The organism is Collinsella sp. AM31-2AC, assembly GCF_003469285.1.
In the GTDB taxonomy this organism is placed as follows: domain Bacteria; phylum Actinomycetota; class Coriobacteriia; order Coriobacteriales; family Coriobacteriaceae; genus Collinsella; species Collinsella aerofaciens_AT.
The window spans coordinates 1-24,908 of record NZ_QSJB01000025.1; the positions used below are offsets into that span (position 1 = coordinate 1).

24 protein-coding genes, 4 tRNA genes and 1 pseudogene are annotated in these 24,908 nt (G+C 61.3%); 4 read left to right on the plus strand and 25 right to left on the minus strand.

Translation table 11 applies throughout. The features are described 5' to 3' along the window. From DW796_RS10460 to DW796_RS09480, 3 genes and pseudogenes are all read left to right on the plus strand, one after another. Positions 1-463, plus strand: a pseudogene (locus DW796_RS10460) (lantibiotic ABC transporter permease); the annotation flags it as partial. Between the two features lie 158 nt (positions 464-621). Then, positions 622-1,284 (plus strand): response regulator transcription factor, encoded by a 663-nt coding sequence (locus tag DW796_RS09475; RefSeq protein ID WP_118095010.1) that lies wholly within the window; start codon positions 622-624, stop codon positions 1,282-1,284. A 26-nt stretch (positions 1,285-1,310) separates the two neighbouring features. Next, entirely contained in the window at positions 1,311-2,708 is a 1,398-nt protein-coding gene (locus tag DW796_RS09480) for a HAMP domain-containing sensor histidine kinase (RefSeq protein ID WP_118095012.1), read from the plus strand. Positions 2,709-3,315: 607 nt separating this feature from the next. Here DW796_RS09480 and DW796_RS09485 read toward each other — a convergent pair. From DW796_RS09485 to DW796_RS09580, 20 genes are all read right to left on the minus strand, one after another. Next, positions 3,316-3,392 (minus strand) — tRNA-Pro (locus DW796_RS09485). An 80-nt stretch (positions 3,393-3,472) separates the two neighbouring features. After that, entirely contained in the window at positions 3,473-4,687 is a 1,215-nt protein-coding gene (gene coaBC / locus DW796_RS09490; protein ID WP_233539721.1) for a bifunctional phosphopantothenoylcysteine decarboxylase/phosphopantothenate--cysteine ligase CoaBC, read from the minus strand. A gap of 2 nt (positions 4,688-4,689) precedes the next feature. Further along, complete coding sequence (locus DW796_RS09495) at positions 4,690-5,409, minus strand: zinc ribbon domain-containing protein (protein ID WP_118095014.1); 720 nt, start codon at positions 5,407-5,409, stop codon at positions 4,690-4,692. Next, positions 5,406-6,215 carry a Nif3-like dinuclear metal center hexameric protein gene (locus DW796_RS09500; protein ID WP_118095016.1) on the minus strand — a complete coding sequence of 270 codons (810 nt, stop codon included), beginning with the start codon at positions 6,213-6,215 and terminating at the stop codon, positions 5,406-5,408. Before DW796_RS09500 ends, DW796_RS09495 begins: the two co-directional genes overlap by 4 nt. Further along, complete coding sequence (locus DW796_RS09505; protein ID WP_118095018.1) at positions 6,212-7,390, minus strand: cysteine desulfurase family protein; 1,179 nt, start codon at positions 7,388-7,390, stop codon at positions 6,212-6,214. Before DW796_RS09505 ends, DW796_RS09500 begins: the two co-directional genes overlap by 4 nt. Before the next feature lie 6 nt (positions 7,391-7,396). Beyond that, the gene (gene rpe / locus DW796_RS09510; RefSeq protein ID WP_118095020.1) at positions 7,397-8,068 is read right to left on the minus strand and encodes a ribulose-phosphate 3-epimerase; all 672 of its coding nucleotides are present in this window, start codon (positions 8,066-8,068) and stop codon (positions 7,397-7,399) included. An 18-nt stretch (positions 8,069-8,086) separates the two neighbouring features. Further along, complete coding sequence (locus DW796_RS09515) at positions 8,087-9,094, minus strand: NAD(P)H-dependent glycerol-3-phosphate dehydrogenase (RefSeq protein ID WP_118095022.1); 1,008 nt, start codon at positions 9,092-9,094, stop codon at positions 8,087-8,089. A gap of 9 nt (positions 9,095-9,103) precedes the next feature. Next, positions 9,104-9,787, minus strand: a complete 684-nt coding sequence (plsY, locus tag DW796_RS09520; RefSeq protein ID WP_118095024.1) for a glycerol-3-phosphate 1-O-acyltransferase PlsY — start codon at positions 9,785-9,787, stop codon at positions 9,104-9,106. After that, positions 9,780-11,114 carry a ribosome biogenesis GTPase Der gene (gene der, locus DW796_RS09525; protein ID WP_117636030.1) on the minus strand — a complete coding sequence of 445 codons (1,335 nt, stop codon included), beginning with the start codon at positions 11,112-11,114 and terminating at the stop codon, positions 9,780-9,782. Before der ends, plsY begins: the two co-directional genes overlap by 8 nt. 10 nt (positions 11,115-11,124) lie before the next feature. Then, positions 11,125-12,567, minus strand: coding sequence for a DUF512 domain-containing protein (locus tag DW796_RS09530; RefSeq protein ID WP_118095026.1), 1,443 nt, complete (start codon positions 12,565-12,567; stop codon positions 11,125-11,127). 2 nt (positions 12,568-12,569) lie between these two features. Next, positions 12,570-13,466: a 4-hydroxy-3-methylbut-2-enyl diphosphate reductase gene (locus tag DW796_RS09535; protein WP_118095028.1), complete on the minus strand. Its 897-nt coding sequence runs from the start codon at positions 13,464-13,466 to the stop codon at positions 12,570-12,572. Positions 13,467-13,468: 2 nt separating this feature from the next. After that, the gene (locus tag DW796_RS09540) at positions 13,469-14,197 is read right to left on the minus strand and encodes a lysophospholipid acyltransferase family protein (protein ID WP_118095030.1); all 729 of its coding nucleotides are present in this window, start codon (positions 14,195-14,197) and stop codon (positions 13,469-13,471) included. Positions 14,198-14,200: 3 nt separating this feature from the next. Further along, positions 14,201-14,887, minus strand: a complete 687-nt coding sequence (cmk, locus tag DW796_RS09545; protein WP_118095032.1) for a (d)CMP kinase — start codon at positions 14,885-14,887, stop codon at positions 14,201-14,203. 66 nt (positions 14,888-14,953) lie between these two features. Then, complete coding sequence (locus tag DW796_RS09550; RefSeq protein WP_118095034.1) at positions 14,954-15,919, minus strand: pseudouridine synthase; 966 nt, start codon at positions 15,917-15,919, stop codon at positions 14,954-14,956. Then, positions 15,906-16,634 (minus strand): SMC-Scp complex subunit ScpB, encoded by a 729-nt coding sequence (gene scpB / locus DW796_RS09555; RefSeq protein ID WP_118095036.1) that lies wholly within the window; start codon positions 16,632-16,634, stop codon positions 15,906-15,908. The genes DW796_RS09550 and scpB overlap by 14 nt, the downstream gene beginning before the upstream one ends. 11 nt (positions 16,635-16,645) lie before the next feature. Beyond that, positions 16,646-17,455, minus strand: coding sequence for a ScpA family protein (locus DW796_RS09560; RefSeq protein WP_118095038.1), 810 nt, complete (start codon positions 17,453-17,455; stop codon positions 16,646-16,648). An 84-nt stretch (positions 17,456-17,539) separates the two neighbouring features. Then, positions 17,540-18,223 carry a site-2 protease family protein gene (locus DW796_RS09565; protein ID WP_118095040.1) on the minus strand — a complete coding sequence of 228 codons (684 nt, stop codon included), beginning with the start codon at positions 18,221-18,223 and terminating at the stop codon, positions 17,540-17,542. Positions 18,224-18,232: 9 nt separating this feature from the next. Continuing rightward, a complete protein-coding gene (locus DW796_RS09570) occupies positions 18,233-18,529 on the minus strand; it encodes a hypothetical protein (protein WP_233539722.1) in 297 nt (98 codons plus the stop codon). Continuing rightward, positions 18,516-20,549 (minus strand): ABC-F family ATP-binding cassette domain-containing protein, encoded by a 2,034-nt coding sequence (locus DW796_RS09575; RefSeq protein ID WP_118095042.1) that lies wholly within the window; start codon positions 20,547-20,549, stop codon positions 18,516-18,518. The genes DW796_RS09570 and DW796_RS09575 overlap by 14 nt, the downstream gene beginning before the upstream one ends. A 75-nt stretch (positions 20,550-20,624) precedes the next feature. Beyond that, positions 20,625-20,697, minus strand: a tRNA-Ala gene (locus DW796_RS09580). A gap of 625 nt (positions 20,698-21,322) precedes the next feature. On the opposite strand from DW796_RS09580, the gene DW796_RS09585 reads away from it, so the two are divergent. Continuing rightward, positions 21,323-21,398 (plus strand) — tRNA-Ile (locus DW796_RS09585). A 210-nt stretch (positions 21,399-21,608) separates the two neighbouring features. Here DW796_RS09585 and DW796_RS09590 read toward each other — a convergent pair. The 5 genes from DW796_RS09590 to DW796_RS09615 form a co-directional block, all read right to left on the minus strand. After that, a tRNA-Ala gene (locus tag DW796_RS09590) sits at positions 21,609-21,681 on the minus strand. 465 nt (positions 21,682-22,146) lie between these two features. After that, positions 22,147-22,614, minus strand: a complete 468-nt coding sequence (locus DW796_RS09595; protein WP_118095044.1) for a hypothetical protein — start codon at positions 22,612-22,614, stop codon at positions 22,147-22,149. A gap of 3 nt (positions 22,615-22,617) precedes the next feature. Beyond that, on the minus strand, positions 22,618-23,301 hold the full coding sequence (locus DW796_RS09600) for a hypothetical protein (RefSeq protein WP_118095046.1): 684 nt from the start codon (positions 23,299-23,301) through the stop codon (positions 22,618-22,620). Between the two features lie 499 nt (positions 23,302-23,800). Further along, positions 23,801-24,538 (minus strand): 23S rRNA (adenine(2058)-N(6))-methyltransferase Erm(B), encoded by a 738-nt coding sequence (gene erm(B) / locus DW796_RS09610; protein WP_002292226.1) that lies wholly within the window; start codon positions 24,536-24,538, stop codon positions 23,801-23,803. A gap of 124 nt (positions 24,539-24,662) precedes the next feature. Beyond that, complete coding sequence (locus DW796_RS09615; RefSeq protein WP_001865637.1) at positions 24,663-24,746, minus strand: 23S rRNA methyltransferase attenuation leader peptide; 84 nt, start codon at positions 24,744-24,746, stop codon at positions 24,663-24,665. Between the last annotated feature and the right edge of the window lie 162 nt (positions 24,747-24,908).

A 24,908-nucleotide genomic window follows, 5' to 3' on the forward strand; every position in this document is an offset into this window, starting at 1 on the left:
CGCCGCGCTGGCCGTGGCGCTCGGCGTGTTCGGGGCCGTGCTCGCCGTTGCCGGGCGCCTGCCGCTCGGGCCCGCTCCGCTTGCGGCCGCGTGGGCGGGCATCGTGCTGGGCAGCCTGCCCCTCTACGCGCTGTGGCTCGGCGTGGCCCTGCGCCTCGGCCGCAACGCCACCATCGGCGCCGGCGCGGCGGGGATGCTCCTCGCGTTCTTCTCAGTGGGCGGACTTGCGCACGGTCTCATGACCGGCGAGCTCACCGGTGCCCTGGCGACGCCCCTGAGCTGGGTGCCGCTCGCCTGGCCCGCGCGCCTGGGGTCGCTCGGGGTGGAGGCCTTCATCGACGCCGCACGCGCGGCGGGCCCACTCCTCACGACTGCGCTCGCTGGCCTCGTGCTCACCCTGGCAGCCGACGCCGTCCTTCTCGCCTGGTTCTGTCGCTTCGAGGACGGGAGGGCAGATGCGTAGGAGGCCGCTCGCCGCTGTGCTCGTCCTCCTCTCCGCAGCGCTCGTCCTGGGCGGGAATGCCCTGCTCGACGCCGGCTGGGGGTCGGCGCTGCGCGCAGGGCTCTGGACCGCTGAGTGCGGCGCTAGTACAATTCCGACGAGAGTTTCAGGAGGTCAACATGGCTAGGATACTGGCAGTGGATGATGAACGGGCGATCCTCGACGCGCTCGCGCGAGTCCTCGGCCGCGACGGCCATGAGGTCGTCAGGGCGGCGGACCCGACGGCGGTCCCGGGGATGGACCTCTCGCGCTTCGACCTCCTGCTCTGCGACGTCATGATGCCGGGGCTCGACGGCTTCGAGCTCGTGCGGCAGATCCGCCCGGACTTTGACGGGCCCATCGTCTTCCTGACCGCGCGCGTGGCCGAGGAAGATGCCGTGGCCGCCTACGGCCTGGGCGCCGACGACTACGTCCGCAAGCCCTTCGGGGCCGCGGAACTGCGCGCCAAGGTCGCGGCTCATCTTCGCCGTGAGCGCCGACCGCGCTCGCACGCCCTCTCCTTCGGGGAGGTGCGGATCGACCTCGGGGCGCGCGGCCTCGCCGTGGGCGACAAGGCCGTGCCGCTCACGCCCACCGAGTACGCCATCTGCGAGTACCTCGCCCGCCACCCCGGGCAGGTCATGAGCCGCGCGCAGATACGCGAGGCGGTACTCGGCTGGGAGAGCGACGCCGACGACGCGGCCATATCCATGCAGGTCAGCCGCGCCCGGAGGAAACTCTCCGAGGCCGGCGCCGATCCGATCGCGACCGTCTGGGGGATGGGGTACAAGTGGCAGCTCTGAGGATCGGGGCGCGAGGTCGCGGCGGCATGCCGCTCTCCTTCGTCATCGCGCGCTACTTCGCCTACGCGTTCGCGGCGGTCGCCACGGCGTGGCTCGCCTCGTTCATGGTGCTCTCCTTGGCGATCAACGCGGGCTTCGTCTACGAGGCAAGTTGGGGGCCGGCCAATGCGCGCGAGGTCGCGGAGGGCCTGGCACGCGACGGCGTCTGCGGGCAGCAGGACGTGCCGACGGCGTACCGCTACCTCATCCTGGACAAAGACGGAAACGTGCTGATGACAGACCTCGAGAGCACGCGGCTCGAGAACGCGACGGAAATGGCCCGTACTGCACTCGCCGCGGATCCGGGCACAGTGGAGATCAAGGGCGGGGGTTCGGGCCTCACCTACGCCGCGTTCCCGCTCAAGGGCGGCGGGGCCTGCGCACTCGTCAGCGAGTACCTGCCGCAGTGGGTCTCGCGCGATCTCGCCGGCCTGCTTCCCAACCCGCAGAGCCTCATGCTCGTCGGCGCCACGGCGGGAAGCGCGCTCGCGCTCGCGCTCGTGGCGCGCCGCGCGAGCCGCGTGATCTCGCGCAAGATGGCGCCGCTCGCGGAGACGGCGGGGCGCGTCGGTGCGGGGGAGCTCGACTTCGCGGTCGGCAGCACCAACGTGCGCGAGGTGAACGACGTCCTCGCCGCGATGGATGCCATGCGGGCCTCCCTCGCCGAGTCGCTCGAGGCCCGCTGGGCCGCGGAGCGGGGGCAGCGCGAGCAGATGGCGTCGCTCGCCCACGACCTCAAGACGCCGCTCACCGTGCTGCGCGCCAACGCCGACTTCGTGGCGGAGGAGCTGGAAGATGAGAATGACGGCGACCTCTCGGCCGCCGCGCGCGACATAGCCGACGGTGTCGAAAGGCTCGACGGCTACGTGCGCCTGCTCATCGAGGCCTCGCGCGGGTCCGGCGAGGCGGAGAGGACCCCCATGCGGCCGGCCGAGCTCTGCGAGCAGGTTCTCGCCGAGGCCGCCCAGATCGCCCGGGCGCGAGGCGTGGCGCTCGACGCGGCCACGGGCCCCGCTGTCGCGGGCGCGCCCAAGGCCCCACTCGACCGAACCACCCTGGCGCGAGCCGCCGCGAACCTCGTGGCCAACGCCGCCGAGCACGCACGCTCGCGCGTAGCTGTCTCCTGCGACGTCGCGGGCGAGTACCTCGTCATCGAGGTCGCCGACGACGGACCGGGCTTTTCTCCCGCCGCCCTCGAACGCGGCTGCGAGCGCCTCTTCACAGACGACTCCTCCCGCTCCTCGCGCGACGGAGACCGCCACTACGGGCTCGGCCTCCACGTCGCCTCCGAGGCCGCGAGCGCCCACGGGGGCTCCGTCTCGCTCGCCAACGGCCCCTCGGGCGGCGCGGTGGCCACCATCGCGGTCCCCCTGTGGGGGATCTGACGACTTCCCCGATGTCTACCTCGACTGCGATATGTCGCTCGCCGAGGCCGCGACGAGATGGCGTTGCGTCTGCCCCGTTTGGTGCTTCTAACTCAAATTTGATCTGATGTAAGGCCCGTGCAATCCCGCGCGGGCTATTCTTTTGGCGATTACTCGAACAATTTATCGTTCGTGGCACAGGTAGTCGGCTTGAGGAGAAATGGGGTCGTACAGCGGCTCTCAGAGCGCCCGCCGCACTCCCCCGCCATTACCTCAGCTGCGCCCTCGTATAGAGTTCATCCCGCTTGCCGTTTCGTTGCAACAGCCCACTTGTCCACCGATCAAGTGAACTACTGGAATAAATACAGCGACACGCTTGTTCGTTACAGTCGCTATATCCGTGTAAATCGCCGCGATAAATACAGCCAATACTCGGCTGTATACCAGCTACGCGTATGTAGATTCATATCGCGTTAATAAATCGGCTCAAGCGCGTGCAAAACGCGCAAGTAGCCGCAAAAGGCGATTATCGCGTAGGTAGATTTTTGGCACCCTGTTGCTTACTGAAAATTAAGCAATTACTTAAAACAAAAAAGGTCAGGCACTAAGTGCCTGACCTGCAAACTTCTGGTCGGGACGACTGGATTCGAACCAGCGACCCCTTGACCCCCAGTCAAGTGCGCTACCAAGCTGCGCCACGTCCCGAAGCTTTTGTTTGTTGCTCTGCTCTCGCTCGCAACAGGGAGTATATTAACCCGAAACTTTGTCCTTGTGCAAGAACTTTTTTACAAATTTTGAAGCAAGTCCAAAATTGTATCTGCGAGCTGGGGTTTTGTTAGTACGGGTAGTTCTTGCGTACCCGCTATGCTCACGATCCAAGCCTTGTTGGTGTCGGTTCCAAAGCCCGAATCGGCGCGTGAGACATCGTTGGCGATAATGGCATCGCAGCCTTTGCGGGTCAATTTGCGCTCGGCGTACTCGACGACGTTATCAGTCTCGGCTGCAAAGCCGATTACGAGGCGATCGCCCTTTTGGCGTGAAAGTTCGGCCAAGATGTCAACGGTCTCGACGAGCTCGATTCGATCCAGGCGCTCGTTGGCCTTTTTGAGCTTATGGTCCGCCGGGGCCGCCGGCGTGTAGTCGGCGACGGCGGCGGCGCAAATGGCCGCGTCGGCCGTCTGGAAGGCGCTCAGCGCTGCCTTGAGCATTTCTGAGGCGGTCTGTACGTGCACGCACTCCACACCGCGGGGAACGTCGAGCGATGTCGGTCCCAGCACGAGCGTGACGGCGGCACCGCGACGTGCGGCCTCCCCCGCCAGGGCGATACCCATCTTGCCCGAAGAACGGTTGCCAATGAAGCGCACGGGGTCGATCGGCTCGTGCGTGGGGCCGGCGGTGATGACGATGCGCTTGCCCGTCAGGTCTTGCGGCACGGGGTTGAGCACCTCACAGACAGCCTCGACGACGTCCTCGGGCTCGCTCATGCGTCCCGTGTCCACGTCGCCGCAGGCAAGGTAACCGCTACCCGGACCCACAACATTGACACCGCGCTCGCGCAGCGTGGCCATGTTGGCCTGCGTGGCCGGTGCCTTCCACATGCCATTGTTCATGGCCGGTGCGATCACGATGGGGCGCGGCGTGGCAAGCAGCGTGGTGGAGATGAGGTCGTCGGCGATGCCGTTGGCCATCTTAGCTATGATGTTGGCCGTCGCGGGCGCCACGACCACCACGTCGGGCTCCTGCGCCAGCGAGATATGGTGGATGGGGTCGGAGGGGTCGTCGAATAGGCCCACGGCAACGGGCTCATTGGTGAGCGCGCGGAAGGTGAGCGGCCCCACGAACTCCGTGGCGTGCTCGCTCATGACGACCTTGACGTGGGCGCCGCGCTTTTGCAGCAGGCGCACGATATTGCACGACTTATAGGCGGCGATCCCGCCGGTAATTCCCAGCAGGATCGTTTTTCCCTCAAGTTGCATTGAATTGTTGGGTGCCGCCGCCATCGTTAGGCTTCCTTGCTGAGGAGCACGAGCAGGCGGTGGCAGTACGGGCAGTGCGTAATCTCACTACCGTCGTGGTTGAGGTCGCTCATGGATGACGCCTGCAGCGCGGTGTGGCAGACCGTGGGGATGTTGCCCTTGATGGTCTCGACGGCCAGGCCGCGGAACTGCTTGAGCAGACGCTCGTAATCGGTGAGCACGTCGGTCGGTAGCGTGGCGGCAAGCGCGGTGCGCTCCTTGGTGGAGGCATCAATCTGAGCCTGCAGATCGGCAGCCTTGGCGCGGGCAGCCTTGGTATCGGCCTTCACGCCCTCCTCGAACTTGGCGATGATGGCCTGCGCGCGGGTCTCGCGGTCGAGCGCCTCTTTGTGGGCGACAACGACATCCTTGCGGGTGTGCTCAATCTTGTCCAGGCGCTTGGCCAGGGTGGCGAGCTCATTTTCCAGATCCTGGACCTCGCGGTAGTCAGAGCCGTCGACGTGGCGCTTCTTGGCAGCTTCGATGGCGTTGTTGGTCTGGATCTCGGTGGTGTTGAGATCGTCCAGCTCAATGTCCAGGTCCTTGCGCTGAGCATAGAGTTTGGTCATCTCGGACTTAAGCTTTACATAGGTTTTGCGCTTTGAGGCGAGCTCCTTGAGCTCCGGCATATTGGCAAGTTCGCTCTTGTTGCGGGCGAGCTCCAAATCGATCTGTTGCAGCTTGAGTAGCGTAGCGCCGGCGCTCATAAGTTCTCTCCTTTTGTCACAGTCCACCATTGGCAAGGGTTCAGTATTTTAATCGCATGACGGGGGTCGACCCCGGCGTCAACCGCAGAGTTCATCAAGATATCCACGAACGGCTCCTCGGAGCGATCGTGGCCGAGCAAGATGACGCCCAGACTGCGCAGAGCGAGGTCCTGCGCCACGTGGTAGCCCGCCTCGCCCGTCACGACAACATCTGCGCCCGCGGCGATGGCGAGCTCTCCAAAGTCGCCGAGAGAGCCGCCCAAAATAGCGACGGTACGGCATGTGTGCTCGGCTTCGCCCCACACACGCGGGTCGCTGCCGAAGGCCGTGGCAGCACGGGTAGCAAGATCGCGCAGTGTGCACGGGTCGTTGAGCGTTGCAAGCGCGCCCAGGCCGGTGGCCTCGGGGTCGTCCACGTGCTCCAGTGAGCTCACGGGTGCGGCGACCAGCAGCTCGCTCAGGCAGGTGCGCGCTTCGTGCGAACGGTCCAGATTGGTGTGGAGCGAGATAATGCTCACGCCGCAACGCGCTGCCTCGTAGAGCGCCGCGCTGCATTGGGGGCGTGTGGAATCCGACGGACAAAACGCCTCGGGCGCCTTGATATAGATGGGATGATGCGTTAGCAGCACGTTGGCGCCGGCCTCCTGGGCGCGGTGCACATTGGCTTCGGTCGCATCGAGTGCGCAGGCAACACCGGTAATCTCCGCGGCAGGGTCGCCGACGGAGAGTCCTACATGGTCCCAACTCTCGGCATCGGTCTTGGGATAGCGTGCCAGCAGCGCGCGCTCAAGCTCGGCGACGATCATGCGGCGCCTACGATCGAGAGTAGCGTCTGGGCAAAGTCGTCCAGGTCAGCTGGGTTCACGCGGTCATCGAAGGAGATGCGCAGGGCACCCAGCGCCTGCTCGCGACCGATGCCCATCGCGCTCAAAACGTGGCTGGGATCCATGCTACCGCTCGAGCAGGCCGATCCGGCTGAAACCTCAAAGCCGGCGGCGTCGAGCTTGATGATGAGCTCCTCAGAGTCCATGCCGTCGACGTAGATCGAAACCATACCCGGCAGACGATCGGCCTGCGCGTAGTCGCCTATCGTGGCGTGAATGCGCGGATGGGCTGTAAGCGTGGCGTAGAGCTTATCGGACAGGGCCTGTAGCGTCGCGCGCTCGCGGTCCACATTCGGCAGCAACACAGAAGCGGCAGCGGCAAAAGCCAGCTGCGTGCGCAGATCCTGCGTACCGGCGCGACGGCCGGCTTCCTGGCCGCCGCCAAAGATGCGGGGGCGCAGCGGCGTGCGGTTCTTAACGTAGAGCGCGCCGGACGCCACAGGGCCGCCGATCTTATGCGCGGCAACGGTCATGGCGTCGACGCCTAGCTCGGTGACATCGAGCGGAATATGCAAGTAGCCCTGGATGGCATCGGTATGAAACAAGGCGCCGGAAGCATGTGCGGCGGCGGTCAGCTCGCGGATGGGCTGCACCACGCCGGTCTCGTTGTTGGCGACCATAATGCTCACGAGCGCCACGTCGTCGCCGAGCAGCTCGACAAGCGTGGCAGGCTCAACGTAGCCCGCGCGGCAGGGCTGCACCAGGTCGACGGTAAAGCCGGCGGCACGCAGCAGCGGCAGGTTGTCCAGAATCGAATCGTGCTCGATGGCTGAAACGATGACACGATTGCGCTTGCGATCGCGCTGACGAGCGCCCTCGGCAAGACCGAGCAGCGCCAGCTGGTTAGCCTCGGTGCCGCCGTTGGTCAGGATGATCTCGGACGGGCGAACGCGTGCGCCAAAGCTACGGGCTATCTCGCGACGGGCGACTTCCAGGCGTGCGGCGGCCTTGCGGCCAAGCGAGTGCAGCGAGTTGGGGTTGACGCCGGCAAGCTCGCTGTCGTCATATTCGCGCTGCGCAAGGCGCGCCTCGGCGCGCATGGGCGTCGAGGCGGCATAGTCAAGATTCACGGGTATGCGGTTTTGACCTGCGGTCATAAGGGTTTATGCCTCCTGTGTGGCTTCGTTGCCCAGCTTCTGCAGCAGCGCAACCTCGGCGGCGGGATCTTCGGACTTAAATACGGCAGAGCCGGCTACGAGCACGTTGGCGCCGGCCTTGACGACCTCAGCGATGTTCTTGGAAGAGATACCGCCATCGACCTCGATCAGGGGCGAAACGCCGTGGCGCTCACACATGGCCGTAAGCTCGTGCAGTTTGGCAATAGTACCAGGGATAAAGCTCTGGCCGCCAAAGCCGGGGTTCACGCTCATGAGCAGCACCATGTCGACAACGTCGATGATGCTCTCGAGCACGCAGACGGGCGTTGCGGGGTTGAGTACCACGCCGGCCTTGACGCCGCGCTGCTGCAGATGGGTGAGCGTGCGGTGCAGGTGCGTGGAGGCCTCATAGTGCACGGTGATCATGTCGGCACCGGCGTCGGCGTACCAATCGACTGTCTCGTCGGGGTTCGACACCATGAGGTGCGCGTCGACCGGTACATCGGTGGAGCGCTTGACGGCCTTAAGGATGTCAACGCCAAAAGTCAGGTTGCCGGTAAAGTGACCGTCCATGACGTCGAAGTGCACGTAGTCAGCACCGGCGATCTTATCGAGTTCGCCCTTGAGGTTGGCCATGTCGGCCGAGAGGACGGACGGAGCAATTTTGATGGAACCCATGGTAGAAGCCTTTCTGCGCTAGTCGGTGAGTCCGTAGAACTCTTGGGAGGGTACGCGATCGGTAAGAATCTCGAGCGCCCTATCCAAAGTAACACCGTTGTAGAGCGTTTGCTCCACGGCAAAGGTGAGCGGAATGTCTACGCCCAGTGAACGGGCGAGCTCGCTGACGCTGCGGGCCGCGACGGCGCCCTCCACCACCATATGCGTGCGTGCCTGGTACTCGTCGAGCGACACGCCGTGGGCAAACTCGTAGCCAAAGGTACGGTTGCGCGAATGCTCCGAGGTACAGGTGGCGATGAGGTCACCCATGCCGGCAAGTCCCATGCAGGTCATAGCCTGGCCGCCGCGGGCGTGCACCAGGCGGCTGATCTCGGCTAAGCCGCGCGTCATGATGAGGGCGAGCGTGTTATCGCCCGCACCCGAGCCGGCAGAGATGCCGCACACGATGGCGATGACGTTTTTCATGGCACCGCAGACCTCGACGCCCGTCATGTCCTGCGACAGGTAGATGCGGAAGGCCGTGGAAAGCAGCAGCTCCTTAAAGGTCTCCCCCACCTGCTGGTCTTCACTGGCGATGACGGCGGCAGAAAGTCCGCCGCGGCAGATCTCCTCGGCATGGTTGGGGCCCGAGAGCGCCGCCACACGCGACTCGTTGCCGATCTCGCTGGCGATGACCTCGCTCATGAGCAGGCCGGATTCGGGCTCGATGCCCTTGGTGAGGCACAGAACCGGCGTCTCGTCCGCAATGAACGGCGCCGCCTGGTGGCAGACGTCGCGCAGGTGTGTCGAAGGCACGGCAAAGATGATGGCCTCGACGCCGTCGAGCGCCTGGGCCAAGCCCGTCGTGGCGACAACGTTTTCCGGCAGCACGTAGTCCACCAGATAGCGGGGATTACGGTGCTCGCCGTTAATGCCGGCGGCCGTCTGCTCGCTGTGGGCCCACATGGTCACGCGCTCGGCGCGCGCGGCGGCAAGGCCGGCGACGGCGGTTCCCCAGGAGCCTGAGCCAATCAGCGCAACATTCATGACTCTCTCCTACTTATCGTCGGGCTCGGTGACGCGCTTGGTAAACGAGAGCTTGGACTCCTTACCGGTCATGAGCTTTTTGATGTTCGCGCGATGGGCCCACACCACGGTGATGCCGATCATCGCCATGCAAAACTTGAGACCCAGGCTGCTGTACGGAAAGACCGCGCAGGCAGCGATAGGAAGACCGATGGCGGCGGCAAGCGAGCCCACTGACACGTACTTGGTGATGGCGACGGCCACGATAAACATGCCCAGCAGCGACAGGCCAATAGGCCAGTACCAAGCGAGGATGACGCCCAGACCAACTGCGATACCCTTGCCGCCGTGGAAGTTGAGGTAGGGAGAAAAGATGTGTCCCCACACGGCAGCGAGGCAAATGACGCCGAGCATCCAGTCGCCGGGGGCTCCAGGCGCCAAGATGTTCGGCGGAAAACCATAGCCCAGATCAGCGATGAGCGGACGGGCGATAAGGACGCAGATGGCGCCCTTAAGGCAGTCGAGCAGCAGCGTGAGCGCGGCCACCTTGGGGCCGGCCACGCGCAGCGCGTTGGTGGTGCCGATGTTGCCGGAGCCCGCCTTGCGAATGTCCGTGTGGTTAAACACGCGGCCCAGGATCAGGCCAAACGGAATCGCTCCGATAAAGAACGAGGCCACGGCGCAAATGGCGGTCAGCAGAATCGGATTAAGCATCCTTTTGTTCCTTCTTCCTAAAGAAGAGTCGAATGGGCGTACCGGCGAAGTCGAAGGTCGAGCGCATGCGGTTTTCGACATAGCGCTGGTAGGTGTCGTTGACCAGGTCGCTGTGGTTGACGAAGAACGTAAACGTCGGCGGGTTGACGCCCGTCTGGGTCACGTAGTGCATGCGCAGGCGGCGCTTGCCGTCCACCACGGTGTGGCCAAACTCGCGCAGGTCGGTGAGGAACGTGTTGAGGCGCGAGGTGGAGATCTTTTGCGAGCGCGTTTTCTCGGCGGCGTCGACCATCGCCCAGATCTTCTCGACGCTGCGGCCGGTGAGGGCCGAGATGCGCAGGTACTGGGCCCAGGGAGCCATGACGCCCAGACGGCGGTCGACGGTTTCCATGCAGGCCTCGCGCTTGCGGTCGTCGTCGAGCAGATCCCACTTGTTGAGCAGCACGACGATGGCGCAGCCGCGCTCAATGGCCAAGCCCATGACCTTCTGGTCCTGCTCGGTAACGCCCACGGAGGCGTCGACGACGAGCAGTGCCACGTCGGCGCGGTCGATGGCGCGCAGGCCGCGGACCATGGAGTAGTACTCGATGTTCTCGTACACGGTGCTCTTCTTGCGAATACCCGCGGTGTCGACCATGCGGTAATGTTTGCCATCGCGCTCGACGACGGTATCGATGGCGTCGCGCGTCGTGCCGGCAATGTTGGACACGATAGAGCGGTCGGCGCCCAGAATGCGGTTGAACAGCGAAGACTTACCGGCATTGGGGCGGCCGATGATGGCGACGTTCAGGGCGTCGGGGAACTCGTCGGCGACCTCGTCCTCTTCCTCGGGGAGCAGAGCCACGATGTCATCGAGCAGGTCGCCCGTGCCATGGCCGTGTAGGGCCGAGAGCGGCGTGGGCTCACCGATTCCGAGCGAATAGAACTCCCAGATGTTGTCGTTCTCGCGATCGGGGTTATCGAGCTTGTTCACCAGCAGAAAGACCGGCTTGTCCGAGCGCTTGAGCATGCGGGCGACCGACTCGTCCTCCTCGGTGACGCCGGTGCGGCCGTCGACCACAAACAGGATGACGGCCGCTTCCTCGGCGGCGGCGAGCGCCTGGTCGCGGATGGACGTGGCAAAGACGTCGTCGCTCTTGAGCGGCTCGATACCGCCCGTGTCGACGATGGTGAACTCGCGGCCGTTCCAATCGGCCGTGTGATACGAGCGGTCGCGCGTGACGCCGCGGGACTCGTGGACGATGGCGTCCGAGGTCTGGGCCAGGCGGTTAACGAGCGTGGACTTGCCCACGTTGGGGCGACCGACGACGGCGACGATAGGTTTCATCTGCTCTCCTTTAATGGGTAGGGTCAGCGGAATTAGTAGAGTCGGCAGGCACAATGCCAAGGATGTGCTCCAGGGTATCGAGCAGCTCATGCGGCATGGTTGACACCACATGAACCTCGGCGCCGCGACTGGTAAGGCTTGCGAGTAAATCGTCACGATGATACTCGTCAAGCGTCATGCCGTCAGCGTTGAACATGAGCTTAGGCACAAAGAGCATAACCCCCGACAGGTCCTGCGGCAGCTGCTCCAGGATATCGCTCGCGACGATGAGTCCGGTCACGTCCACGTTGCCGCCAAAGTAGCGGTTTTTGATGGCTGTGACGGTGCCGGCGAGGCCGTGCGGCGATTCCACAAAGCGCGCCACGGTATCGCGCGCGCTGGCACCGGAAAGGCACAGGAGGCGCTGGTCACGGGCGGCGATTCCCTCGCGAACGCGGGTCAGGCGCTCGGCATCGGCGGCGAGCACGTTGTCGGTCTCGTCCAGATAGGAGCGGATCATGCCGATGCCGTCATAGTACTGCGGGTAGCCGTCGTAAAAGTCTGCCTCGGGCGGCTCGATGCCGGCGTCCAGATAGAACTCGTCGCTCATTTGGAAGGTGTGGCGGCCAAAGCGCTCGAAGGCACGGTCCTGGAAAGGCCGGATCATGGCAATGGTTTCGCGTGCGAGCTCGGGCTTGTCGCTGTAGGACCAGCTAAAGCGGTTCTGGTGCTTGGTAAAACCGAGCGGCACAATGCCCAGGCTGGTGATTTGCTCGTGCTCCTCGCAAAAGCGTAGCGTCTTTTCCAGCTCCTCGCCGTCGTTCATACCGGGGCACAGCACGATCTGCGCATGGATCTCAATGCCAGCGGCCATGATGGTCTCGAGCACATCCATGCCGCGCTGGGCGTTGCGGCCCATCATACGGCGGCGGACATCAGGGCTCACGGCGTGGACCGACACGTTCATCGGACTCATGTTGCGGTCGATGACGTTTTGCACGTCCTCGTCGGAAAGGTTCGTGAGCGTGACAAAGTTGCCCTGTAAAAAGCTCAGGCGATAGTCGTCGTCGCGAATATAGAGCGTGGAGCGGCCGCCCTTGGGCAGCATGGTCATAAAACAGAACACGCAGGCGTTAACGCAGGTACGCATGCCGTCAAAGATGGGGCCGTCGAACTCTAGGCCCCAGTCCTCGCCGGGAAAACGGTCGAGCTCCACGGGGGTGACGGTGCCGTCGCGCGGGTCGAAAACCTCCAACTCGACGGTGTCGTCGTCGGCTTCCCAAAGCCATACGATCATGTCGGTGAGCTGCTCGCCGTTGACCGTGAGCACGCGCATGCCCGGCTCGATACCCACATCCCATGCGGGCGATTCGGGACGCACGTTCTTAACGAGCGCGCCCTCACCCGGCTCGGGGTCGCGGCTGCGCCCGTAATCGGCCACCTCGGCGGCGTATGCGGGTACGGTCTGGTCCATGATTAGCGGCAAAGCTCCTTGATGCGCGCAACGGCGCGTTCGATGTGTTCTTGCGGGGTAGAGGCTCCGGCAGTGATGCCGATGTGGCGCGCGTTGGCAAACCATGCGGCCTCAAGCTCGGAAGCCTCCTCGATGTGGTGCGTGTGCTCGCAGGCATCGGCACAAATCTGCGCCAGGCGGCGCGTGTTGCCCGAATTTTTGCCGCCTACGACGACCATGCAATCACAGCGGTTGGCGAGGGTTGCGGCTGCCTGCTGGCGCTCGCTCGTGGCTGCGCAAATGGTGTTGATCACGCGCAGTTCCTGCACGCGTGGGGTGATGGAGGCCACAACCTCGGCCAGGTTCTGCGCGGTCTGGGTGGTCTGCACAACCAGACCCACCTTGCCCTTGAGCGACAGCTCGTCGGCGTCGGCGGCACAGCTCACGACCTGAGCGTTATCGCCGGCGTGGCCCAGAATGCCCTCGACCTCGGGGTGGCCCGGCTCGCCCACGACAATCACGCGGTAGCCCTCGCGCACCAGGCGCTCGGCCGCCACGTGGACTTTCTTCACGTAGGGGCAGGTGGCGTCGACCACGTCGAGACCACGCTCGCGTGCGGCATCGATCACCTGCGGCACCACGCCGTGCGCGCGGATGATCACGGTGCCCGCTGCGGCATCGTCCAGGGTATCGGCCAGACCAACGCCTGCCTCGGCGAGCTCGCGTACCACAATGGGGTTATGGATGAGCGGACCCAGTGTGTGGACCTGAGTGCTCTCGTCTGCCTGCGGCACGGCGGCCAGCGCCATGTCGAGCGCGCGCTGTACGCCGTAGCAGGTGCCCGCGTGGGCAGCGATCTCGATGGTGGGGACGACCTCCTCAGCGGCGGCCGCAGCGGTATTCATGACGTTCTCACCCATGGCTAGAACCTGCCCGGGTGCTCGGCGCACAGGTCGTCGCGCATGGCGTAGACGCGGCCCATGGCCTCGGACTCAAACCAAGCCAGGCGCTCCTTGCGCTTGAGCTCGGCCGGAGCATCGGATAGCGAGATGGCCTTGCCGGCGCGGATCCAGCACTTTTTGGGGCGCATGAGCTTTTTGCCCTTAGGCGTAATGTCGGACCAGCCACAAATGGCGAGTGGGTTGACGGGCGCCTTGCCCATCTGGGCGATAAGCGCAAAGCCGCCGTGGACCTCGGGCTTGATCTCGCGCGAGCGGATGCGCGTGCCCTCGGGGAAGATCAGGACGTCCTCACCGCGCTGCAGTGCATGCTGTGCGGCGCGCAGGCACTTCATGTCGGCGGTGCCACGCTCGACGGGAATGCCGCCCACGCGGCTAAAGGCCCAGCGCACGATCTTGCTCTTGGCGAACTCGGACTTAAAGATGGGGCGCACACGGCGGCCGCCAAAGAACAGTGCCGTCTCCACGGCCAGCAACTCGGCCATCGAGGTGTGGTTGCAGATGACCACGCTGCCGCGGCCTTCCTGGCGCTCAAACAGCAGGTCAGCGTCCTCGACCTTCCAACGCCACATGAGCTTGGAGAAGGCCCAAAGGATGGCCATGACTACGACGACGGTGCCGCGGATGAGCGCCGGGAACTCGGCGTAGGGGGCGTTGTAGTAATCCTCGGGCGTCTGCTTAAACAGGCGCATGGGCTACCTCCTTTGGTTGATGAGGTCCTCGATTATCGAGACGACCTCGTCGATGGTGTGGGCGGTGGAGTCGACGTGCACGGCGTCCTCGGCGGGCACGAGCGGTGCGACCTCGCGGCTGCTGTCGAGTTTGTCGCGCTGCTTGAGGGCGTCGAGGGTTTCGTCGACCTCGGTCTCGAGCTGCTCTGTGCTGAGCGGCTGAGCGTCGTTTTGGTGGCGTTGCAGCACGCGACGACGGGCGCGCTCGCGCGGGTCGGCGGTCAGGAAGACCTTGACCTGCGCGTTGGGGAACACGACGGTGCCGATGTCGCGACCCTCGGCGACGATATCGCGATCCTCGGCGGCACGGCGCTGGTGGATGAGCATTGCGGCGCGCACACCCAGATAGGCCGAGACCTTTGACACGTTGGCGTCCACCTGCGGGGTGCGGATGGCAGCCGATGCGTCCTGGCCGTCAATGGTCAGACGCGTGTCCTCGCCGATGCCGTTGGTAAAGCGAATCTCGATCTGCTCGGCGAGGGCGTCGATGGCCGCCTCGTCGTCCAGGTCGATGCCGCGGTCGAGCGCGGCGAAGGTGACGGCGCGATACATGGCGCCCGTGTCGAGTTTGTTAAAGCCCAGCTGGCGGGCGATCTCCTTGGCGATGGTGGACTTGCCGGATCCGGCGGGGCCGTCGATGGCGACGATCATGCAATGCTTCCTTTCGGTGGTTGACGTGCTGGTATGGGACGCGGACGCTAGGGCTTGGCGGACTGGTTAGCTCGTGTAGCGCTCGCGGTAGGTGTTGCGCTTGGGCGCGGAGCCGTGGCTGCCGTGATGGCGCGTGCGGCTTGCGGTGTTGGTCGCGGGCGCGGCGGCGCGCTTGGAGGCGGCCTGCTTAGGCGGGATGCCTCCGGCCTTGAGGATCTGCACCTCGCGGTCGGTGAGCTCGCGCCACGAGCCCTTGGCCACGTCCTTGAGCTCCAGGCCGGCAAAGTTACAGCGGTGCAGACGGATCACCGGATGGTGGATCTTGCTCAGCATGCGCTTGACCTGGTTCTTGCGGCCCTCGCGGATGATGACCTCCACGGCGGTGGTGCCGGGCTTTACGCCTTGCGGAGCCACGGCCTCGGCCTCGCGCGCGTTGATGACGCGGCAGATCGCCGGCTGGCATAGGCCGTCGTCGAGCTCGATGCCGCGACGGAGTGGCTCCAAGTCGCGATCGGTCAGGTGGCCATCCACGAGCGCCTGGTAGGTCTTGTAGACGTGCTTGCTAGGGTGCAGCAGATCCTGCGACAGGTCGCCGTCGGTGGTAAAGAGCAAAAGGCCCGTGGTGTCGCGGTCAAGGCGACCCACCGGGAAGAGCCCCGGAAAGCGGTCGCGCGGGACCAGGTCGGCCACGCAGGGGCGCTCCTGCGGATCGCTCATGGTGGTGAGGTAGCCGGTCGGCTTGTAGAGCATCAGGTACACGGCGCCCTGGTTGAGCTTAACAGGCATGCCGTCGACCTCGATATGGTCGCGATCGACGTCGACCTTGGTGCCCAGTTCGGTCGCGACCTGGCCGTTGACGGTCACGCGGCCGGCGGTCATCAGGTCCTCCGAGCCGCGGCGGCTCGCCACGCCCGCGCGCGCTAAAAAGCGCTGTAGGCGCATCGTGTGTGGGTAGACGGGCTGGGCATCGGTCGCGGGCGCGCCCGCGACGCCGGCGGTGCGCGTCTCCCCTACTTCGTTAGTCCTCGTCATGCAAATCCTCCGAGGTCTCGTCGACGACCAGGGTCTCCAAGTCCTCGACTGCCTCAACATCTTCAACATCGGTATCGAGCAGTTCGCGCTCTTCGTCCAGGTCCTCGGCCTGCTCCTCGAGCGTGGACTGAATACTGCGGCCGCTCAGGCGCTCGCGGATAAACTGGCGGGACTGCTCGTCGGGGGCAAACTGTTCCAGATCGGGCAAGTCACGGGTGGAGCGCAGGCCGAACTTTTCCAAGAAAGCGTTGGTCGTGCCGTAGATGATGGCCTGACCGCGCTCGGGGTCGCGACCGAGCTCGCGCACCAGACCCTTGTCCACGAGCGACGCGATGACGCCGTCGGAGTTGACGCCGCGGATGCCCTTGACCACCTCGCGCGTGACGGGCTGGTGGTAGGCGATGACGGCCAGGGTCTCGAGCGCCGCCTGCGACAGTTTTTGTGTGTCCCAGCTCAACACATAGGCCTCGACCACGTCGTGGTAGGCGGGGTGCGTGAACAGGCGCCAACCGCCGGCGACCTCGCGCAACTGAAAGCCGCGGTTGGCCTCCTCGTACTCAACCTTGAGCTCGGCCAAAAGCGACGCGCACTCGCCTGGGGCGATATCCAGTGCGCCGGCCAGCGCGGGCGCACTCACCGGGTCGCTCGACACCAGCAGCAGCGCCTCGAGGGCGCCTTTGAGGCTGTTTGCCTCCAGCGTGGAAAGGGTTGACATGGTTGCGGCTCCTATTCGGTGAGCTCGGGGCCCTCGCCAGGCACGTAGGCCTCGGCGCCCTCGACGCGGTTGATGCGGATGGTTCCAAAGATCTCGTCCTGGCTCATCGTGAGCGAGCCGCGCTTGGCGAGCTCAAGCATAGCTAGGAAGGTGACGACGAGCTGCTCGGTGGTGGCATCGCCGTCCAGTAGCTCGCGGAAGGTGCAGGTTTGGTGCGCCATGGTAAAGCGGTCGACTGAGGCCACCGTCAGGTCAAGCGGCACGCGATGCGGCGCCACATGCTCGGCCTCCAGCAGGAAGGTCTGGCGCTTGCCATCCAGGTCGGCACAGATGACGGCGAGACCGCGCAGCGTGATGCCAGCCAGGTAGTCGGGCATAAGGCCCAAAAACTCCGGGTCGGGGCCGGCCACGCGCGGATGCATGCGGCTTTCGGCCTGCATGCGCGCACCGAGAGCCGCCGCTGCGCCCTTAAACTGTTTGTAGGCAATCAGGCGCTGAATCAGGACTTCGCGCAGGGCGTCGCCGTCGAGCGCGCTGAGCTCCTCGAGATCTTCGTCGAACTCGTCATCGTCGTCGGCTTTGCGCGGGGCCTCCTGCGGCACCAGCGAGGCGGCCTTAATGTCCAAAAGGGTTGCCGCGACCAGCAAAAAGTCGCTCGCCACGTCCAGGTCCAGCGCCTCGATGCGCTCGGCCTCGGCAAGGTATTGCTCGGCCACCTCGCTGATTGAGATGGCGCCGATATCTACTTTTTGACGGGTTACCAGCTGCAGCAGCAGGTCGAACGGTCCGCTGTAGACCTGCGTCGACACGCGATACGACATCTTCGACCTCCTTTGACGGCGCCTTCGCGGCGCGGTTTGGGTGCATGTTGCGACCGTTTTGCGCGGTCGACCTGTAAGTTTACCCTAGATGCAGGCGATTGCGAAGTCGAGCAGCCGCTCAGCCAGCGGATACACGGTAACGTCGAAATAGCGGCCGATCACATCGATGCCTGTCCACATAGGCAGCAGATACAGCACGATGATGAGTATGGGCATGGCGTATTGCTGCAGCTGGTAGTAGTTGGAGAGCGCCTTACCTTTGAGGAACGGCACGATGATTGACGAGCCGTCAAGCGGCGGAATCGGAATGAGGTTAAAGAACGCAATCGACAGGTTGACCACGATAAAGGTGGCGCAGAAGTTCATGATTTGGGACGCCACGGCAAAGGACATGCTGGCGTAGAGGCTGCCGTACGCTGCGTGCATGAGAGCGGCCGCGAGGCACGCGAGGGCGATGTTCGATGCGGGGCCGGCCGCGCTCACCAGGACCTCGTCGCGCTTGGGGTGCTTGAGGTTGTTGAGGTAGACGGGCACGGGCTTGGCGAAGGCGAACACCGGGCCGCCGGCGGCAAGCATGAGCAGCGGAAGGATAATGGTGCCAAACGGGTCGATATGGTTGAGCGGATTGAGCGACACGCGACCGCGCGAACGCGCCGTCTTGTCGCCGAGCGCCCAGGCCGCGGCGGCGTGCGCGCTCTCGTGGATGACAATACCCACGATGACGGCGACAGCGCTGGCGAGCAGGTTCATGAGGTAGCTGCTGGACATGGCGCTCCCCTAGCGGACGCGGCGCGAGGCGCGCGTGAGCAGGTAATCGGCCACAAACAAAATGACGGCCACGATAGCGTAATCCAAGCGGAACACGCCGCCAAAGGGTGAGGTGATGACGCCGTAGCCGGCGATGGCGCTCGGCAGTGCGCGAGAAAGCTCAACGACGAAGCCCACAATCTGTAGCTTGGCGGTCAGGCCGCTAAAGCACAACAGCACGGTCATCGCGCTCATAAAGATGCCGCAGATGCGGCACGCGATGGCGATGATGCTCATCGTCACGGCGGCGGCTTTACGAGAGTTCACGCGCGGTCTCCTCTTCGATCTGGGTGGAAAGCTCGAGCCATTCGTCCTCGAGCTTGGGCAGCTCTTGCTTAAGCCCGTTATATTCCACGAGCGCGGCGTTGAACTTATCCTGATCGGCATAAAGTTCTTCGCTTGCCATCAATTCCATAAGCTCGTCATAGCGGGCGCGCTTTTTGTCGAGCTCCGCCTCGATCTTCTTGAGCTGGTTGCGTACGCCCTTGAGCTTTTTGTTGAGCGCGGCGCGGGCCTGGGCCTCGGCGCGCTTTTGTTCCTTGGTCTTTTTGCCCTCGGCAGGCTTAGGCGCCGCGGCGGGGGTGTCGGCCTGGGCGGCGCTGGCTTTGGTGGACTTGGCCGCGGCGGGCGCGCTCTCCCCCGCCGCCTCGGCGGCGGCGCGGGCCGCGAGATCCTCGCGCTTGTAGAGGTAGTAGTCGTAGTCGCCGTCGTAGACAGTGACCTTGCCGTCGCGGATGTCGATGATGCGGTTGGCCACGGCGCGCACCAGGTGCTCGTCGTGGCTGATCAACACGATGGTGCCGGGGAAGTTTTGCAGGGCGTTCTCGAGCATGTCCACCGAGTCGATGTCCAGGTGGTTGGTGGGCTCGTCCAGGCACAGGAGCGCCTCGGGAGCCACGAGCATCTTGGCGAGCGCCAGACGCGCCTTTTCGCCGCCGGAGAGGACGCGTACCTGCTTTTCGATTGCGTCGTTGTCGCTAAACAGGAAGGCGCCCAGCAGGCTGCGCTGCTGCGGCACGGTCCACTTGGGCGTGACGGTGTCAATCTCTTGCAGGACGGTATTGGACTCGGTCATGCCCTCGAGTGCGTGCTGGGCGTAGTAGGCTACGCCTACGTTGGTGCCCAGGTCCCGGGTGCCGGTGGTGGGCGGCTCCAGTCCGGCGATGATCTTCATGAGCGTGGACTTGCCGGCGCCGTTGGGGCCGACGAGTGCCACGTGCTCGCCGCGGTAGAGCTTGAGCTCGATGTCGCTGTAGATGTGCTTGTTGCCGTAGGACTTGGCCACGCCCTCGAGCCCCACGACCATGTCGCCGGAGCGCGGCGGGTCGGGGAACTTAAAGTCGATGTGCTTGTGGCCCTCGGGTAGGATGACAAGCTCCTTTTTGATCTGCTCGATCTTGCGGATGCGCTCCTGAGCCTGGGCAGCCTTGGTGGGCTTGTAGCGGAACTTGTCAACGAAGACCTGCATATGGGCGATGTCGCGCTCCTGGGCGGCGCGCTTGGCGCGCATCTGCTCCAGGTTGTCCTCGCGCTGCTTGAGGTAGCTACTGTAGTTGCCGGTGTAGGTGGTCACGCGGCGGTTTTCGAGAGCGGCGACATGGTCGACGCAGGCGTCCATGAAAGCGCGGTCGTGGCTGACGATGAGCACGGCGCCATCGTAGTTGGCGATAAAGCCGCGCAGCCACTGGACGCTTTCGAGGTCCAGGTGGTTGGTGGGCTCGTCCAGAAGCAGCAGGTCGGGGTGACGCAGGAAGAGCTTGGCCAGCGCGATGCGCATCTGCCAGCCGCCCGAGAACTCGGAGCACGGGCGCTCAAAGTCGGTGACCTTAAAGCCAAGGCCGGACAGGATCTTGCGGGCGTTGCTCTCGAGCTCGTAGCCGCCCAGGTGCTCAAAGCGGTCCTGGACCTGGCCGTACTCGTTAAGGAGCGCGTCAACGTCCTTGCCCTGTTCGGAGAGCTCAGTGATCTGGGCCTGCAGCTCGTTGGCGCGCTCGCCCATGCGGCGGATTTCCTTGGCGGCGGCCATGACCTCAGCGAGGATGGTGGTGTCCTTTTGTTCCAGATTAGTTTCCTGCTCTAGGTAGCCCACCTGGCAGTCCTTTGCGTACTGGACCTGGCCGGAGTCGGGACTGTCGATGCCCATGATGATTTTGAGCATGGTGGTTTTGCCGGCGCCGTTGGGGCCCACGAGCGCGAAGCGCTCGCCGGGGTTGATCTGGAAGGACGCGCCGCTAAAGAGGACGCGTGCGCCGAAGCTTTTTTCGATCTTGTCGACCAGGAGGATCATGGTGCCGCCTTTGACCTTGTGTGCCAATATGAAAAAAGGCCCCAACTTGCGTTGGAGCCTCATTCAATGCTCGGGTGGAGACGAGGGGGATCGAACCCCTGACCTCTTGACTGCCAGTCAAGCGCTCTCCCAGCTGAGCTACGCCCCCGTGCGAAAAAGTACTATACGGGAACTCGGACGGCGATGCAAGGACAATTTTGGAAAAACTTTCCGGGGGGCGGGCGCCGGAGTCCCGCGGGGCCGGGCCAGCCTGCGGAGCGCCTGGCCCCCGCACGGCCCCTACGCCGGCCGACTTGGCGCGCGGAACGCGACCCTCCCCGCGCAACCGGATTTCCTATGCGTCGCCAGTCCCATTATCGGGTCCGATTGCGAACCGTCCCTCATCCGCGCCTCAGAACTATGCCGGTTTACTACGATGAATCTGGAATGTTCGACCACGCACGTCTTTTCGTTAACCGTCGGACTCTCTACCTGCTGTTTTGCAAACTGAGAACACGCGGTGGTCGAAGGTCGCCGATCCGTCGTAGTAAACCAGCATGGTTTTGAAATGGCATCAGGTTGATTTCACGCTGAAATGTCTTGAAGCCCTGAATTTAAGGCCTTAACTTTTTATAAAACACTTCTTATCTGCGACGGGCCTAGATTAGCTGTTGTTTAGCATCGAACTTGATCTTGCGTTGTGCGACTTGCTCGTGCATGGTAGTATTTCACGACGTGAAGCGAAGAAATTAGGCCTGAGTTGCCTTTGCTAGAATTGCATTCACCGTTCATAAGGGCTCTTGGCGCAACGGTCAGCGCAGGGGACTCATAATCCCTGGGTTCTGGGTTCGAATCCCGGAGGGCCCACCAGAGTATTTCGAGGCTGGGCATTACGCCCGGTCTCTTTGTTATTGGCGCTGCAGACTAGGTTTGCTATCCAGAAACGTAAAGTTATTAACATTCATATTCGTAATTAACAATGGGTATGTCGCCAAGATGCTGCCCAGTCAACACATGGCGTAAATCGATAGATATGAAAAAAGGCCCCAACTTGCGTTGGAGCCTCATTCAATGCTCGGGTGGAGACGAGGGGGATCGAACCCCTGACCTCTTGACTGCCAGTCAAGCGCTCTCCCAGCTGAGCTACGCCCCCGTGCGAGAAAGCACTATACGGGAACTCCCCCGCCGATGCAAGGACAATTTTGGAAAAGATTTTACGGTGCGTGGAACGGCGCGGGGCCGAAGGGACACACGATGCCCGAAATAGCCCGCGGGGCGCGCCCCAGGTGCCGCCGGCCAGAACAAAGCAATCCGCGGTGCTTCCGCGGGAGGGTTTCGTCTGAGCCCCTCTCCGCGCCTCCGGGTCAATTTACTGAACCGTGCGCAGCTCGCGCCAGCTGGTCGCTTCATAAACGGACCGGTTTACTACGACGATTCCCGGATTTCCGACCACACGCCTACATTCGCAAAACGGGCAGGCATTCTACCTGCGGTTTTACGAGCGACGAATTCGGTGTGCTCAGCTACCCCCAATCCAACGTAGTAAACCGGCGTGGTTTTAAAATGGCACTTAATTACTGCAGCATATAAAGTAGTAATAATGCTCACTTGAACATTATTACTTACCAATACCAAGCCAATTGCACAGAACGTTGGCTCGCAATCTGGTCTCAGCGCATCTCATCGCCTCGGTTTTTGGTTTGTAGCGCAACTCCAATCGCTCACACACACTGTGAATGATGGCATCAAGCTGATAGTGATCATTGAGCATGTCATGGGTTACAAGAAATACGTCGTATCCCATGCTTTGTAATGCTGTCATTCGTGCGGCATCGTGGTCCAGCACGGCGCCTGAACCATGGATAACCTCTCCCTGAAGTTCGATAATCACAGCTTTCATTATTATTGGGTTTACGATGACGATATCGCCGTAACAGATTTTCTGACCTGCGATTTTCCGAGCTGAATTCGACAGCGGTGTTAAGTCGTTGACGTATATGTTCTTAAACTCCGCTCCGCCGGCACGCCTCGGATGACTTAGCAACATGATTCCAGCAACTTCTAGCGGGGATGCCGCAATACCCATTACCTACTTCGTGGCTTCGTAGAATTGCTTTCCCCACATCTCGCCCTTAACCTTCGCTGCAAATTTGCGAAGTTCTTCTATTTCAATTAGAGGCTTTCTCATCCAGAGCGATGTGCCCCTACCGTTAGCTTTATTTCCTGATCCATCATCCTGCTGTCCACTTTGATTATTCTCGCTGTCCTTCTGGTGCACCCGAGCATAGACTCGCTTCCACGGGGCCTCGTCTTGGGTTTCGTCTAGTTCAAACAGACTCGCTGTGGTGTAATGCTCTTCTTCTGAATTTGCCTGTTCAAGTGCCATGTCGACAGCGGCCGATGGTTTAAAAACAGAGAACCATCCGCAAAACTCGTACATAGCCAGAACGAGATCGCATGAAGAAACGTTTCGAGTCATGGTGAATAGCGTGTTAAGAGGGTCAGTGACGCTAAAGCCCATACCCGTGTCGATGGAAACCTTCTCTGTATAGGCGCTGTTCCATCGGATGGTCCGCCTTGTCTCGGAATGCAGGTTGCTTCGTGTTGATGCTGCTGTGATGACTGGCGTCTTGAGGACGTCGACTACAAAGGGCGATTGGGACAGAGCTCGCCAGCCTTCTTCGGAGATTGGTAGGCGCGGGTAGAGATCGCGCACCTGCGGTGGGCAGCGCCAGTAGCGGAATGCGGTGTTTGCGCAGACGATTTCGTCCATTTGCGTCTCCCCTGGTATCGGCCATTGACCGCGCGGATTGCGGACATCGCCGATTATCTACTGGGGCATCATGCGGGTAAGTACCGGAAGCTGACCAAACGCTGGCCAATAGCTTGACGAGTTCTGCCAAAAATCCCTCGTGTGACAGAAATCGGCTGGAAGGAGCTCTGGGCGTGTGGTCCCCGTCTCCACATTTGTGCTCGGATCATATGAGTAATTAATCACAAATCACTTGTGATTAGTGATTGTTATTGGTGTTGCCTAGAACGATTCTAAGCACATGTTTAATTTTAAAGTGGGCAATTATCTTTAAAATGTCCTACAATGATTCAATAAAAGCATGGCTGCTAGTGAAACTTGCGACCATGCTTTTAAAAATACTTAATGGGGTCCCGAGCGCTTTAGCTCCTTGGAAGCTGTCAGTAGTATACCTAATAATTTATCTACATTCCCTTTAGTAACGTGTAACTTTCCAAATTTACAAAAGCGACTCATAGAATTATTTCCTCCCGTTAAATAATAGATAACTATTAAAAATAGACAATACTTGCTCATAAGTAACGGTACTTAAATTGTTTACTTTGGCGTGTTTCATTGCTTGATGAAACTGATTTTTAGTAAACAGTTGACGATATTCTCGATTGACCCATTTTGAAACAAAGTACGTATATAGCTTCCAATATTTATCTGGAACATCTGTGGTATGGCGGGTAAGTTTTATTAAGACACTGTTTACTTTTGGTTTAGGATGAAAGCATTCCGCTGGCAGCTTAAGCAATTGCTGAATCGAGACTTGAGTGTGCAAGAGCAACCCTAGTGTTCGGTGAATATCCAAGGTACGCTTGTAGAATCCTTCTTCAACAATCAGATAGATGTCAGACGCATGGCTTTCAAAAACCACTTTTTTAATAATTTGTGTGCTTAAATGGTAAGGAATACTCCCAACAATTTTATACCTCTGTTTGTTAGGGAATTGAAACTGTAGAATATCTTGGTGAATTAAAGTGACACGAGTATTCAGTTTTAATTTTTCTGACGATAAGTTGAATAGATGACTGTCTAATTCAATAGACGTTACCTGTTTACTTATTTTAGCCAGTTTCGTCGTTAAATGCCCTTTACCTGTTCCAATTTCGTAAACGGTATCGGTTTCTTTTAAATTCAATTGTTTTATTATTTGGTTGAGTACTTTTTCACTCGTTAAAAAGTTTTGAGAATATTTTATATTTTTGTTCATGTAATCACTCCTGAAGTGATTACATCTATAAATAAATACAGAAGTTAAACGATTTGTTTGTAATTTTAGTTATCTGTTTAAAAAGTCATAAGATTAGTCACTGGTAGGAATTAATCTAACGTATTTATTTATCTGTGTAATCACTGTTTTTAGTCTGTTTCAAAACAGTAGATGTTTTATCTACATTACGCATTTGGAATACCAACATGACGAATCCCTCCTTCTTAATTACAAATTTTTAGCATCTAATTTAACTTCAATTCCTATTATACATATAGTGGTTCAGTTGTCAAGACAAAAATCTAAGCTTTTTATAATGAAATTACGCATCCTTGATTCTCATTTTCATTGCAACAGCCTCAGGACTCAG

Coding starts and splice junctions, on each gene's coding strand:
- DW796_RS09550 (WP_118095034.1), bottom strand. CDS start 15,919: ATGACGAGGACTAACGAAGTAGGGGAGACGCGCACCGCCGGCGTCGCG.
- scpB (WP_118095036.1), bottom strand. CDS start 16,634: ATGTCAACCCTTTCCACGCTGGAGGCAAACAGCCTCAAAGGCGCCCTC.
- DW796_RS09530 (WP_118095026.1), bottom strand. CDS start 12,567: ATGGACCAGACCGTACCCGCATACGCCGCCGAGGTGGCCGATTACGGG.
- DW796_RS09560 (WP_118095038.1), bottom strand. CDS start 17,455: ATGTCGTATCGCGTGTCGACGCAGGTCTACAGCGGACCGTTCGACCTG.
- plsY (WP_118095024.1), bottom strand. CDS start 9,787: ATGCTTAATCCGATTCTGCTGACCGCCATTTGCGCCGTGGCCTCGTTC.
- DW796_RS09505 (WP_118095018.1), bottom strand. CDS start 7,390: ATGACCGCAGGTCAAAACCGCATACCCGTGAATCTTGACTATGCCGCC.
- rpe (WP_118095020.1), bottom strand. CDS start 8,068: ATGGGTTCCATCAAAATTGCTCCGTCCGTCCTCTCGGCCGACATGGCC.
- DW796_RS09615 (WP_001865637.1), bottom strand. CDS start 24,746: ATGTTGGTATTCCAAATGCGTAATGTAGATAAAACATCTACTGTTTTG.
- DW796_RS09500 (WP_118095016.1), bottom strand. CDS start 6,215: ATGATCGTCGCCGAGCTTGAGCGCGCGCTGCTGGCACGCTATCCCAAG.
- DW796_RS09565 (WP_118095040.1), bottom strand. CDS start 18,223: ATGTCCAGCAGCTACCTCATGAACCTGCTCGCCAGCGCTGTCGCCGTC.
- coaBC (WP_233539721.1), bottom strand. CDS start 4,687: ATGGCGGCGGCACCCAACAATTCAATGCAACTTGAGGGAAAAACGATC.
- DW796_RS09575 (WP_118095042.1), bottom strand. CDS start 20,549: ATGATCCTCCTGGTCGACAAGATCGAAAAAAGCTTCGGCGCACGCGTC.
- DW796_RS09515 (WP_118095022.1), bottom strand. CDS start 9,094: ATGAATGTTGCGCTGATTGGCTCAGGCTCCTGGGGAACCGCCGTCGCC.
- DW796_RS09540 (WP_118095030.1), bottom strand. CDS start 14,197: ATGCGCCTGTTTAAGCAGACGCCCGAGGATTACTACAACGCCCCCTAC.
- DW796_RS09600 (WP_118095046.1), bottom strand. CDS start 23,301: ATGGACGAAATCGTCTGCGCAAACACCGCATTCCGCTACTGGCGCTGC.
- DW796_RS09475 (WP_118095010.1), top strand. CDS start 622: ATGGCTAGGATACTGGCAGTGGATGATGAACGGGCGATCCTCGACGCG.
- cmk (WP_118095032.1), bottom strand. CDS start 14,887: ATGATCGTCGCCATCGACGGCCCCGCCGGATCCGGCAAGTCCACCATC.
- DW796_RS09535 (WP_118095028.1), bottom strand. CDS start 13,466: ATGGGTGAGAACGTCATGAATACCGCTGCGGCCGCCGCTGAGGAGGTC.
- DW796_RS09480 (WP_118095012.1), top strand. CDS start 1,311: ATGCCGCTCTCCTTCGTCATCGCGCGCTACTTCGCCTACGCGTTCGCG.
- DW796_RS09495 (WP_118095014.1), bottom strand. CDS start 5,409: ATGAGCGCCGGCGCTACGCTACTCAAGCTGCAACAGATCGATTTGGAG.
- DW796_RS09595 (WP_118095044.1), bottom strand. CDS start 22,614: ATGGGTATTGCGGCATCCCCGCTAGAAGTTGCTGGAATCATGTTGCTA.
- der (WP_117636030.1), bottom strand. CDS start 11,114: ATGAAACCTATCGTCGCCGTCGTCGGTCGCCCCAACGTGGGCAAGTCC.